Raw genomic sequence first — 12,196 nt, forward strand, 5'->3', positions numbered from 1 at the left:
CGCCACAGCCTGACCCCGGCGACGCCGCCCGGCTGACAGGCCGGACGGCGTGTCATCCATCACCGCGAACGTTCGTGGTCACGGCACTAGCCAGGACACTGCGGTGGCGCGGCACCAAACCGAGACGGCTGTACGGGCTAGCCGTCGCCCTTCAGCGCCTCGGTGTGGAGACGGAGGAGGACCTCCGCAGGTTCCTGCGGACTGGTGAGAACATGCCCTACCTCCGAGCAGTTCCCGGCATCGGGCCGAAGACGTGCGACTACCTGGCTCAGCTGGTAGGTCTTCCGGCGGTGGCGATCGACCGGCACCTTGACACGTTTGCCAATGCTGCTGGCGTTTCATGTCGCGGCTATGTCTCGCTTCGGACGATCTACGAGAGAGCGGCGGATCGCCTTGGTTGTCCCAGGCAAGCGCTGGACCGCGCTGTGTGGCGCTACGTCTCTGAAGGGCGTCTTACGGAGTAATCGCGGGGCTCTTCCGGCCACCGGCCCCACCCCGGACGTGGTGGAGACGTCGTCCCCGCACGCGCGGGAGGTCTTCCGAGGGTCGGCTCCGACGCCTCCCATTCCGCCACGTCGTCCCCGCACGCGCGGGGGTCTTCCGCAGACCGGCCCGCCGGCCGGGCTCGGCACGCTGTCGTCCACGCACGCGCGGGTGTACCTGTCGTACCGGCTCAACTCCCGCGTCGTCCCCGCACGCGCGGGGGTCTTCCCTGTCGACGGTCAGTTGGGCGACCCAAGGGCTGTCCCCATGCTCAGGCCGCATCACGAACAGCCGCTACTTTAAGATCAAGCTAGGCCGGCGCCCGTGACCTGACGCGCCTCTGTTGCCCCGGTCTCCCGATGGTGGGTGCCGGGGCGACGCGCAGCCCGGCCTTCATCACGTACACCTCTCGCTTGTTGACCGCCTCGCCCCGCTTGTTCAGGACATACCCTGTGAGCCAGATCCACCCCTGGTAGGTCGGGGTCGAGTCGACGGACACCACCCGCATCCGGAGCGCCCGTTGTTTCGCGAACTGCACCGAGGACTCCCGGCCGATGAAGACCACGTCACCGGGTGAGGTGTGGTCACCTCAGCCATCCGAGGAACCTGCGGTGGAGGGTGCCCGCCGGTGCCCAGCTCATGTCCTGAGTCGCGGCCACCAGGTGCGAGCCCATGTAGATGCTCAAGGACACGGGAGCGCCGGCGTACTCGGCGAGCAACTCTTGTCGACGAGTACGGCAGGGCCAAGGGGCACCGCACCCGCCGCAGGTCCAGATCGGCAGCACCGGTCCGTGCGTGGTCATCTGTCCTCACCCGGCCAGTGCCCCCGGTTGATCGGCAGGCGGTGCCTCGCCCGGCAGGGCAGGTCGGTCCCGCATCGGCAGATCCGCCTCCACCTTCGCCACGACCACACCGGCCGGTGCCGGCGGGCCAGGGTGAGGGCAGCGGCTATCACGTACTCCTCGTACCGGACCATCGGAGTCCCCTTCTGCAACCTACGTTACCTAGTACTCTGGGTATACCGACGATACCCCGTGTCGCCATATGAATCCCCCTGCGTGTTGTCTTGTTGCAGGAGGACGACCGATGGCTCAGCCGCTGTATCAACAGATCGCCGACGACATCACGCGGCAGATTGAGTCGGGCGTGTTGCAGCCCGGGGATCGCCTGCCCAGCACCCGTCAGCTCTGCGAGCGGTACGAGGTCAGCGAGACCGTCATCCGGTTCGTCATGATCCAGCTCAAGGCGCGGGGCCTGGTGTACGGCCAGCCGGGTCGAGGCGTGTACGTCAGCAAGAAGGGCTGACCGGGCCCGGGCGGGTCATCACTTGCTCGTCGTGGACGCCAGGTGCTCACATAATCCGCATTCTGAGCCGCGACGCGATGCACTGCAATTGGCCAGCCCGCCAGCCTGAGCCTGGGCTTCCCACCTATATGCATCGATGGTAGCCGGTACCAGGATCGAACCAGCGACCTCTTCGGTGTGAACGCGGTCATGGAGAATCGTTCGTTGTCATCCGATGCCGTCTTGCACTGAGGAGCATGGCCGCCGTGCTGCCTTGTGTCGTCTCCTACCGGCCGCTGCTGGTTATCTAGCTGCCTCCTTGGCTTGACCGCCGCTCACCGGTCAAGCCGGAGGCGCTTAAGAGGTCCTAACAAAGTCGTGCGACATGTCGGTATGCGGTTCCCCTCGTAGCGTGGAGGCCAGAGCTTGAGGGATAGAGGTTCATGGCTGAGACGAGACGCCAGTTCGATCCGGAGTTCCGGGCGGGCGCGGTGCGCATCGTGCGCGAGACGGGTAAGTCGATCGCCCAGGTGGCGCGTGACCTGGGGATCAACGACGGGACGTTGGCGAACTGGGTGAAGAAGGACTGCGAGACTCGCGGTGAGGCCGCTGCCCGGCAGTTGTCGGAGGACGAGCGGGCGGAGCTGGCCCGGCTGCGGCGGGAGAACGCCGAGCTGGCGATGGAGCGTGATGTCCTCAAGCGATCCGTGGTCCTGTGGGTCAAGGAAGCGACGGGCCGGTGAGCGTGGCCGGGTTCATCGCTTCCCAGAGGACCGAGCATGACGTGCCGCACGCGGTGGCCTGCCGGGCGTTGGGGGTGTCCGAGTCGTGGTTCTACAAATGGCGCGACCGGCCGCCAACCCGCCGAGATGATCGGCGTGCCCGGCTGGCGGCCGCGGTCAGGAAGGTCTTCGACGACTCGGGCGGCACCTACGGCAGCCCGCGCATCGGTATCGAGCTGCGCGAGCAGGGCTGGCAGGTCTCCGACAACACGATCGCGCAGCTCATGACCGAGTCCGGGCTGGCCGCTCGGGTCAAGCGCCGCCGCCGGGGCCTGACCCGCCCGGGCAAACGTCCGGCCGCACCGGACCTGGTCAAGCGGGTGTTCACCGCGCCGGCGCCGGATGTCGCCTGGTGCGGCGACATGACCGAGATCCGCACCGACGAGGGCAAGCTCTATCTGGCCACCGTCATCGACCTGTACTCGCGCCGCATTCTCGGCTACGCGATGGGCGCCCACCACGACGCCGGGCTGGTCGTCGCAGCGCTGAACATGGCCGCCGTCACCCGCGGCGGCAGCATCGAAGGGGTGATCTTCCACAGCGACAGGGGCAGCAATACACCTCTCGGGCCTTCGCCGAGGCCTGCACCGCAGCCGGGGTCCGGCAGTCGATGAGCGCGGTCGGTAGCTCCGCCGACAACGCGGCCGCGGAGTCGTTCAACGCCACCTTCAAACGCGAGACCCTGCAAGGCCGCCGCGCCTTCACCGACGAACGCGAAGCACGGCTGACCGCGTTCCGTTGGATGCACCGCTACAACACCGTCCGCCGCCACTCCCGGCTCGGACAGTAGCCACCGATCACCTACGAAGAGAACACCCGGCCAGCGCAAGCTACGCTGGCCCCGGCCGCATAAACCCCGTGTCCAGGATCAGGGGTCAAGCCCCCCGACCAGCAGGCTCGACGACAATGACCGGGCCGAGCTGGACCGGTTGTGCGGCCTTTGCCCAGACCTGGCCGTCATCCGGGACCTCGCCCGCGGGTTCGCCGAACTAAGGCGTGTTTCATAAGCCGGTCAGAGCCACTCGGTGATGATGGTGATGGTCAGGACGGCTTGGAAGCGGACTGCCAGCTTGTCGTATCGGGTGGCGATGCCGCGGTGGCGTTTGAGCCGGTTGATGCCGTTCTCGACGGCGTGGCGTAGCCGGTAGAGATCCTTGTCGAACGCGGGTGGGCGGCCGCCTTTGGAGCCTTTGGCCTTGCGGTGGGCGTCCTGGTCCTTCTTGCTGGGGATGCAGGCCTTGATCCCGCGTGAGCGTAGGTATCTGCGGTTGCCGCGACTGGTGTATGCCTTGTCGGCCAGGACCAGGTCGGGGCAGGTGCGGGGCCGGCCGACACCGAGGCGGGTCACGCGGATGCGGCGCAGGACGGGGATGAACTGCGGGCTGTCACCACGGTGCCCGGCGGTCACGGTCAGGGAGAGGACCTTCTGTCCCTGCTCGCAGGCCAGATGAGTCTTGGTGGTCAGCCCGCCGCGGGATCGACCCAGCGCGTGGTCGGCCGGCTCGTCGTGCACGCCGCCGGGCGGCTCCTTCTGCAGATGCCCGTCCTTGCGGGCACCGGCGGCGTGCTGGTGGACGCGACTGGTCATCGAGTCCACGCTCACCGTCCAGGCGATCCGGCCCTGCGCGTCGCCGGCAGCCTGCAACGCCGACAGAATCTTGTCCCAGGTCCCGTCACGCTGCCAACGGCGGAACAGGCCGTAGATCGTCTGCCAGGGCGCGTACTCGGCCGGGACGTCCCGCCACGGGGCACCGATCCGGATCCGCCACCGGATCCCGTCGATGAGCTGTCGTTTCTCCCACTTCGGCGGACGACCCGTCGTCGACGCGGCAGGCAGCAACGGAGCCAGAACAGCCCACTGCCTGTCGGTCAGGTCATGCCGCCTCGTCACCGCTACGCTGGGCACGAGGTCTCCGGTATGAAGTTCTTGCTTGGTCGCAGAACCAGATACCGGAGACCTCTTCAGTTATCGACCACCGCCACGCCGCAACGGGTCAGCTTCTACACCACCCGACGGGATGCAACCGACGCCGGGCGTGTGGGGACACCCCGACTTACGAAACACGCCTTAGTGCGCACCCGCGGCGGCGCCCACCTTGAGGCATGGGTCAAGCAGGCAGAACAAGGCGCCATCCCGGAGATCCGCTCGTTCGCAAACGGATTACGCAAGGACTGGGGCGCGGTCACCGCCGGCCTGACCATGACCTGGAGCTCCGGCGCGGTCGAAGGCGCCGTGAACCGCATCAAAATGATCAAAAGGGCGATGTGTGGCCGGGCAAACCCGGACCTGCTCCGCCGGCGGATCCTCCTCAGGGACTGACATCAACGAATGACGATCACCAAGTTCGTGCCAGAGCCATCTTCACTGGCCGCGGACAGAGGATGGCATCAGTCTCAATCAGTACGTCCCACGGAAGCTCAGCGCCGCCTGACCAAGCGATCGACCGGGGCACCCTGAGGGGCCGACCTCCTCAGCCCACGCTGGGAGCTTGGGGCCGAGGACACGTCGGCGTCGGCGATGGTGTAGGCGTATCCCTGTTCGGCGAGAGGTGTCGCCGGTGCGCGGCGTACTCGTGTCTAGGGGTGCTGCACCACCTGCGGGCCATCGCCGACGCGCGACTGCGGTGCGCGCCGCTCGCCCCAACCTTCACCGGCTTCTGGGTTAGCTACACCGGCGGCTTCCAGTACGCGCTGCGCAGCTACAGCACGCCTCCGATTCGATGAGCTTCGATTATCACGAGCAGGTCTCGCAGATCAAATGCCTCCTGATCTCTATTGCCCGAGGGTCTGGGTGGGTGGTACGCATAGAGCGGCTTGATTGGTAAGGGTCAGGAGGCAGTGGTGATCGTTGCTACCCCTGGTCGAACGGCCGTCGCGCGGATCGCGTATCCGCGCCCTGACGCCCGAGGAAAGGTGGACAAAGCATGAACCAGGCGCAGAACGGAGGGCTCAGCCGACGCCACGTGCTGGGTGGAGCAGCCGCTGCCGCAGTCGTGGCGGGACTGCCACCGGGCGTCGCGTCCGCCGCACCCGGGGGAGCTACTCCCGATCATGCACGTTGGCTCAGGCAGGCGGCGCACGTGACGATCACCCGCGATGACTGGGGGATCGCGCACGTGGTCGGCAAGACCGATGCGAATGCGGTGTTCGGGATGATCTATGCCCAGGCCGAGGACGACTTCAACCGCATCGAGCGGAACTATCTGGTCAGCCTCGGTCGCCTCGCCGAGGCGGAGGGCGAGACGGCGCTCTGGCAGGACCTGCGCCAGCGGCTGTTCATCGATCCCGAGGTGCTGAAGGACCTCTATGCGAGCAGCCCGGCCTGGTTGCGCAACCTGATGGATGCATGGGCGGACGGGCTGAACTACTTCCTCGCGACGCACCCCGAGGTGCGTCCGCGCGTGATCACGCGGTTCGAGCCGTGGATGGCGTTGAGCTTCAGCGAAGGCAGCATCGGTGGCGACATCGAGCGGGTGTCGCTCACCCAGCTCAGGGCCTTCTACGACACTGGCGCGATGGCGGCGGCGATGGCCGATGCGGAGCCCGACGAGCCGGTCCGCGAGCCCTCGGGCTCGAACGGCATCGCGATCGCTCCGAGCCACACGCAGGACGGCAGGGCGCTGCTGCTGATCAACCCGCACACCAGCTTCTACTTCCGCTCCGAGCTGCACATGACGAGCGAGGAAGGGCTCAACGCCTACGGCGCGAGCACCTGGGGGCAGTTCTTCGTCTACCAGGGCTTCAACGAGAACGTGGGCTGGATGCACACGTCGGCTCCCGTCGACAACATCGACGAGTTCTCCGAGACCATCGTGACCGGGGCGGATGGCAGCCTCTCCTACCGGTACGGCGACGAGCTGCGGCCGGTGACGACGAAGACGATCACCTTGTCCTATCGCACCGTGGACGGGGGGCAGGCCGAGCGCAGCTTCACCACCTTCGCCACGCATCACGGCCCGATCGTGCGCCAGGCGTCCGGCAGGTGGATCGCCTGCGCGCTGATGAACACGCCCGTCAAGGCGCTGCAGCAGAGTTTCCTACGCACCAAGGCACGAGACTATGCGGACTACATCAAGGTGGCGAGCCTCAGGGCCAACAGCTCGAACAGCACGTTGTTCGCGGACTCGAAGGGCAACATCGCCTTCCTGTTACCGCAGTTCATGCCGATCCGCGACGATCGCTTCGACTATCTCCAGCCCGTGGACGGCAGCGACCCGGCGACCGACTGGCAAGGGCTGCACAGCCTGGAGAGCATTCCGCAGGCAGTGAATCCGCAGAACGGCTGGGCGTACAACACGAACAACTGGCCTTGGACCGCCGCGGGCGCGGACAGCCCCAACGCCGCTGACTATCCCCGCTACTTCAACACCGGCAGCGAGAACGAGCGCGGGCGGCATGTCATCCAGCTGATGACCGGGCGGGACGACTTCAGCCCGCAGGCGCTGCGCGATGTCGCCTTCGATTCCTACCTCGGCGCCTTCGCCGGGCTCCTGCCGCAGCTCGTCGCAGCCTGGGAGAGCCTGCCCGCAGGCGACCCCCAGAAGGTGCGGCTCTCCGGCCCGATCAGCCTGCTACGCGGCTGGGACTACCACTGGGCCGCCGATTCCACCGCGACGTCGCTGGCCATCTTCTGGGCCGCCGGGTCGCGCAACACCGATGCGCAGCGACTCGCATCGCTCGACGCTGCGGTCAACCAGCTGACGCAAGATTTCGGCAGCTGGCAAGTGCCGTGGGGGGAGATCAACCGCTTCCAGCGCAACGACGGCGAGATCACTCAGACGTTCGACGACGCGAAGGCGAGCATCCCGGTGCCGTTCACCTCCGGGACCTGGGGTTCCCTCGCCACCTACCCGGGGTCGCGCCGGCCGGGAACGAAGCGCTTCTACGCCACCAGCGGTAACACCTTCGTGGCGGTCGTGGAGTTCGGGCCGAGGCTGCGCGCGTGGGCGGTAAGGGAGGGTGGCAACAGCGGGAACCCCGACTCGCCGCACTTCACCGACCAGGCCGAACGCTACGCGAGCGGCAACCTCCGTCCCGTCTACTTCTACCCCGACGACCTGAAGGGCCATGTCGAGCGGCGCTACAAGCCGGGCATCTGATCGGCCGTCTCTCGCAAAGGAGGTGTCACCCCGCGCACGGGTGACACCGCCTCCTTCTGCGGCCGGCGTGGTCATGGCAGGCTGGGCCGACGCCCCGCAACTGGGTGGTCATCAATCTCGGTGGCCGGTTCACCGGTGAACGGCACGACTATGACGAGGGTGTGGTCGTCGTCATGGCCGACCCGGAGGACCACGAGTTCTGCCTCGTTCAGTACTACAGCTGACGGTGGCGTACGGATGCGCGCTCATCGGCAGAAGCGGATGCGCCGCCCTGCCGATGGCGCATCGCTGGTCAGGGAACGTCACGTGATGGCACTCCGCGACGGACGTGCGCACGCCTCAGGCGGCCCGGCTCGAGCCCTGCCGGTCGTTTCCGAGGCCGCTGGCATCCGCGGGTGCTGACCTCCCGGTCAGCGCGGAGCCTGTATAGGCGCGGCCAGCAAACGGAGCAGTCCGGGCACCGCCGCCGGTCGTAGTCACGCCAGCGGCGCTGGGCGCACAGGACCCGCCATTGCTCAGGTTCACAGCCGCTGATACCAACGCTCCGCTCATCTGTGAGCTTTGCTGGGCCTCTTCGCGTGTCCGGGTTAGGCGTCCTCGTGGAACACCTCGCCGCCCAGCACTTCGGCCACCTTTCGACACGCCGGTTCATCCGGGCAGCCGACCGTCCAGTTTTGGCCGAGCACCAGATCCACCGGGGCTACACCCATCAGCAGCTCTGCCTCCGCGTCTGGTTGCGCTCGGGCATCAGCGGCGGACGCGTAAATGCCGACCGTGTACTCCTCGCCACTGACGTAGCAACTGCCCCTGGCGACCGCGCCCCGCGGCTGGGCGATGGCCTCATACCCGGTGCAGTTGATTCCGCCCTTGCTGAGGGCGTCGACGAGCAGCAGAGGGCTGGTGAGCGAGCCGCCGTCGACGGGCGGGGCGCTCTTCGATGGGGACGGCGAGGGCGACGAGCTTGTCGGCGCAGCGGCGGGCTGCGTGCCGCCGCTGCAGGCGGCCAGGGTGCCGGCAAGCAGCACGCCGAGCGCAGCGTAGAGCACGTCACGGATGGCGGCGGAGGTTCGGGTCATGGCGGGCACCGTACCGACGTGCTTCAACGCGGGGAGTCAGCAACCTGACTCGGTCAAAGTTGCCAGGCAGGGAACGACTGAGGCTGGCCCGCGGATGGGCGGCATCAGCAGCGTCTCGCCGCAGCTGGTGGCGGTGCTGGATACTCTCCGTATTACCGCTGCTGGCTGGAGGCTCAACCCGCCCGAGCCGTTCCGGCGCGCCGGCTGGCGGAACCCGGTCCGCCTCGCCCTGGCCCGGCTCACCAGCAGCTCGCCGAGGGTTAGTGGGCGGGCATAACACCTGCGCCGCGCGGCGCTCCACCGATGTCGGTCGGGTGGCCGGGCACTGACCGGGTCCTCGTGCCGCCGCCGGCCGGAATACTGCAATACCAATGGCGCAGAAGCATGGCACGGGTGACGGTGCCGTTGTCGCAGCACGTCAACGGCCCTCGCCGTCAGGTTCCTATCCCGCGCCTTGAAGCGGCACGCCTGTCTGCCGGTTCTGACCCTGTACCTGGTTCCCCTACTCAGGAACTGGTCCGGCTTGCCGGCGACGCAGCGTGCGGATCCATCCCTGGGCGGTGTGCCGGGGCACGTTGTAGTGGTCGGCGACGGCAGTCACACTGCCGGCCTGCTGGTAGACCGCTTCGAGATCGGCCGGTGAGCGCCGGTACACCGTGGTCGGGGTTCCAGGACCGGTTGGCGCGTCGGAGTTTCGGGCAGTGGTTGCCGAGGGGTTTGCGGGTGCGCGGATCGCGGCAGCCGCAGCGTTTGAAGATCGATCCGTGCGACATGGGTGGGTTCTCCGGGTGGGTTGGGGTGGTGGCTGCGGGTGTCAACGGCCAATCAGATCTCCCCGTAGGCGGCCAGTAGTTTTCCCCGCTGGCGGCCATGGTTTCTCCCCAGCGGCGGCCAGATAGTTCCCCGCCGTGGGGTGGTGCTGGGGTCAGTGCAAGGCTTTGACGCCCTGTCCGGCGGTGGCTTGGTTGAACCGGTAGCTGTCACCCTGGGTCACGACGACGTGGGCGTGATGCAGGAGCCGGTCGACGGTGGCGGTGGCCAGGGTCTTGGGCATGATCTCGTCGAAGCCGGAGGGGTGCAGGTTCGAGCTGACCGCGAGGCTGCGCCGCTCATAGGCGGCGTCGACCAGGCGGTAGAAGCCTTCGGCGGCGTCTGGGGAGACCGGTAGCAGGCCGATGTCGTCGATGATGATCAGGTCGGTGCGGATCAGCCTGGCCATGGCTCGGGCGACAGAGTCGTCGGGGCGGTGGCGGCGGACCATGACGCCGAGGTCTTCGATGGTGAACCAGGCGACGGTCATGCCGGCCTCGACGGCGGCCTGCCCGAGGGCCTCGCAGAAGTGACTCTTGCCGGTGCCCGACGGGCCGCAGATGGACAGGTTCTCCTTGCGTTGCACCCATTCCAGGCTGCGCAGCGCGTCCTGCGTCGGCCGCGGGATCGACGATGCTTGTTCGTCCCAGTCGCCGAAGGTCTTGCCGGCCGGGAACGCGGCGCGTTTGCGGCGGGTGCGCAGGTTGGCCTGGTCCCGGCCGGCGGCCTCTTCTGCGAGGAGCACTCGCACGACCTCGGCCGGGTCCCAGCGTTGAGCTTTCGCGGTGGGGATCAGATCGGCCATCGCCCGGCGCAGGTGCGGCAGTTTCAGCCGGCGGGTGAGCTCGATCGCTTCGGTCAGCGGGTCACCGGCTGCGCCGGTGACCCGCAACGGGGTGATGGTCACTGTTCTCCAGTCGTCGTGCCGAAGGTCGACCAGGCAGAGGTGCCTGGCTGCAGGCTGTGGGTTTCACTGGCTCGAGTGGGTGGGGCGTCGTCGTCGCGTTGGTGGGCCAGGATGCGGATCAGGTCGTTGTCGGCGAACCGGCCTGCCAAAGCGGCGGTGCCGAGGGCCCGGTCGACGTGGTCGACGCCGTGCAGCTTGGCCATAGCGACGGCTTCGGCCATCTTGCGGCGGACCCCGCGGATGCCGGCCGCGGCGGCTTCGACCAGCCACGCGGCGGCGCCGGGGCCGAGGGCGAGGAACGCGGCCTCGTCGGCGGTGCGGGCTCGCGGCACCCGCTCAGCGGTGTCGGACTGGCGTGATCGGGGTGGATAGTGCTCATCTCGGATCGACGGGCGGCCGGGCTGGGCCCGCGGATGGCGGGCGACCTCGACGGGCCCGGCGTCGCCGACGGCGGTGACGATGAGCTCATCGCCGTGGAACCGGGCCCAGACCCGGGTGTCGACCAGGCGGTGCGGGACCGAGTAGCGGACTCCGTCAACGGAGATGGTGCAGTCCCAGTTCACCCGGCGGGTGGTGCCGAACGCGACCGTGAACGGCTGCGCCGGCAGCGGATGCAGACGTTCCCGTTCCTCGAGCAGGGCCTCGGCAGGGCGGCGGCGGGTGTCGCGGTGCAGGCGGGCGTTGACCTCGTCGGTGAAGTCACGGCAGGCCGCCTCCAGCTCCGCGAACGTGCGGTACTGGCCGAGCAGATTCGCGCTGGTCGGGACCAGATCCGCCTTAGCGATCTTCACGGTGTTCTCGGCGCCGCCCTTGGACTGCGGGTCCGCCGGCACGCAGGTGCGAATCGTCATCCCGTAATGCCGGGCCACCTGCACGATCTCCGGATTCCTCACGGCGATGTCCGCGACGTGCTCCACCGTGATCGTCTTCTCGTTATCGGTCAGCACATAGGCCGGCACCCCACCCAGGCGCCGCATCGTGGCGTCCAGGCAGGCCACGACCGTCGGCAGCGTCTTGTCCAGCACCGGAATCACGACCCGAAACCTCGACCAGGGCAGCCACGCGCACCACAACGTGGTCCGCCGGCCGCCGATACGCGGGCCCTCGCCCCAGTCGAACTGCAGCCACAACCCCGGCTCCGGAATCCACGGACGGAACACCCGCCGCTGCCCCGCCTGCCAGGACTTCTTCACCACCGCGACCGCCCGCCGGGTGGTGCGTTCCCCGCCGGCGAAACCCATCGCGGTAATCCGCCGGTGCACCACATCAGCGCGGACCCGGCCACCCGAGCGGGCCACCAACTCCTCGATCTTGTCCATGAACTCGTCGATCGGCCGAGCCCGCTGCGTCCGCTCCTCCGGGCTGCGCCCCTCGGCCCGCAACTTCACATACCGGGCCACGGTGTGGTGGTCACACCCCGCCAGCTCGGCCGCCGCACGGTAACTACCCGTGAGGTCGTACGCCTCCAAGATTTCCACGATCTCCCTGCCGCGTTTCACGCCGCCGACCCTCGCCGACCAGCGTCTCGTCATGATCAGCGGGGAGGTATCTGGCCGTCCACGGGGAGAACCCTGGCCACCAGCGGGGCGGTAAATGGCCGCCTATGGGGATCTTTCACTGGCCGCCGACATGCGGGGCAGCGGTTTTGTCAATCGACATGCACCCGGGTTCCACAGATAATTGGGTTCCTGTGACACGTCCGCCGGTCCTATCGCTGTTCAGAGCGTTGGGGCCTGGTGGGAAGTTCGAAAGTCC

At 67.9% G+C, this 12,196-nt stretch carries 11 protein-coding genes and 1 pseudogene; 8 read left to right on the plus strand and 4 right to left on the minus strand.

From position 1 onward, the window contains the following. Positions 1 to 1,569: 1,569 nt before the first annotated feature. From AB0H57_RS31610 to AB0H57_RS31625, 4 genes are all read left to right on the plus strand, one after another. A complete protein-coding gene (locus AB0H57_RS31610) occupies positions 1,570 to 1,788 on the plus strand; it encodes a winged helix-turn-helix domain-containing protein (RefSeq protein WP_357512334.1) in 219 nt (72 codons plus the stop codon). A gap of 422 nt (positions 1,789 to 2,210) precedes the next feature. Continuing rightward, positions 2,211 to 2,510, plus strand: coding sequence for a transposase (locus tag AB0H57_RS31615; RefSeq protein WP_357512335.1), 300 nt, complete (start codon positions 2,211 to 2,213; stop codon positions 2,508 to 2,510). A gap of 2 nt (positions 2,511 to 2,512) precedes the next feature. Continuing rightward, positions 2,513 to 3,163, plus strand: a complete 651-nt coding sequence (locus tag AB0H57_RS31620; RefSeq protein ID WP_357512336.1) for an IS3 family transposase — start codon at positions 2,513 to 2,515, stop codon at positions 3,161 to 3,163. Beyond that, the gene (locus AB0H57_RS31625; protein WP_357512337.1) at positions 3,160 to 3,339 is read left to right on the plus strand and encodes an integrase core domain-containing protein; all 180 of its coding nucleotides are present in this window, start codon (positions 3,160 to 3,162) and stop codon (positions 3,337 to 3,339) included. Before AB0H57_RS31620 ends, AB0H57_RS31625 begins: the two co-directional genes overlap by 4 nt. A 222-nt stretch (positions 3,340 to 3,561) precedes the next feature. Here AB0H57_RS31625 and AB0H57_RS31630 read toward each other — a convergent pair whose 3' ends face one another. Beyond that, positions 3,562 to 4,455: an IS5 family transposase gene (locus AB0H57_RS31630; RefSeq protein ID WP_357512338.1), complete on the minus strand. Its 894-nt coding sequence runs from the start codon at positions 4,453 to 4,455 to the stop codon at positions 3,562 to 3,564. 162 nt (positions 4,456 to 4,617) lie between these two features. Here AB0H57_RS31630 and AB0H57_RS31635 point away from each other — a divergent pair. From AB0H57_RS31635 to AB0H57_RS31650, 4 genes and pseudogenes are all read left to right on the plus strand, one after another. Continuing rightward, positions 4,618 to 4,869, plus strand: a pseudogene (locus AB0H57_RS31635) (transposase); the annotation flags it as partial. Positions 4,870 to 5,132: 263 nt separating this feature from the next. Beyond that, on the plus strand, positions 5,133 to 5,273 hold the full coding sequence (locus AB0H57_RS31640; protein WP_357512339.1) for a hypothetical protein: 141 nt from the start codon (positions 5,133 to 5,135) through the stop codon (positions 5,271 to 5,273). 356 nt (positions 5,274 to 5,629) lie between these two features. Next, on the plus strand, positions 5,630 to 7,648 hold the full coding sequence (locus tag AB0H57_RS31645; protein WP_357512340.1) for a penicillin acylase family protein: 2,019 nt from the start codon (positions 5,630 to 5,632) through the stop codon (positions 7,646 to 7,648). A 104-nt stretch (positions 7,649 to 7,752) separates the two neighbouring features. Next, positions 7,753 to 7,872, plus strand: coding sequence for a VOC family protein (locus tag AB0H57_RS31650; protein ID WP_357512341.1), 120 nt, complete (start codon positions 7,753 to 7,755; stop codon positions 7,870 to 7,872). 363 nt (positions 7,873 to 8,235) lie between these two features. Here AB0H57_RS31650 and AB0H57_RS31655 read toward each other — a convergent pair whose 3' ends face one another. The 3 genes from AB0H57_RS31655 to istA form a co-directional block, all read right to left on the minus strand. After that, complete coding sequence (locus tag AB0H57_RS31655) at positions 8,236 to 8,724, minus strand: hypothetical protein (protein WP_357512342.1); 489 nt, start codon at positions 8,722 to 8,724, stop codon at positions 8,236 to 8,238. A gap of 925 nt (positions 8,725 to 9,649) precedes the next feature. Next, positions 9,650 to 10,441, minus strand: coding sequence for an IS21-like element helper ATPase IstB (gene istB, locus AB0H57_RS31660; protein ID WP_088999046.1), 792 nt, complete (start codon positions 10,439 to 10,441; stop codon positions 9,650 to 9,652). Then, a complete protein-coding gene (gene istA, locus AB0H57_RS31665) occupies positions 10,438 to 11,940 on the minus strand; it encodes an IS21 family transposase (RefSeq protein WP_357512343.1) in 1,503 nt (500 codons plus the stop codon). Before istA ends, istB begins: the two co-directional genes overlap by 4 nt. Between the last annotated feature and the right edge of the window lie 256 nt (positions 11,941 to 12,196).

Source organism: Micromonospora sp. NPDC050686, assembly GCF_040654475.1.
Classification (GTDB): Bacteria; Actinomycetota; Actinomycetes; order Mycobacteriales; family Micromonosporaceae; genus Micromonospora.

What these genes read in the sequence shown, in the direction of transcription:
- AB0H57_RS31610 (WP_357512334.1), top strand. Translation starts at nt 1,570, where the DNA reads ATGGCTCAGCCGCTGTATCAACAGATCGCCGACGACATCACGCGGCAG.
- AB0H57_RS31615 (WP_357512335.1), top strand. Translation starts at nt 2,211, where the DNA reads ATGGCTGAGACGAGACGCCAGTTCGATCCGGAGTTCCGGGCGGGCGCG.
- AB0H57_RS31625 (WP_357512337.1), top strand. Translation starts at nt 3,160, where the DNA reads ATGAGCGCGGTCGGTAGCTCCGCCGACAACGCGGCCGCGGAGTCGTTC.
- AB0H57_RS31655 (WP_357512342.1), bottom strand. Translation starts at nt 8,724, where the DNA reads ATGACCCGAACCTCCGCCGCCATCCGTGACGTGCTCTACGCTGCGCTC.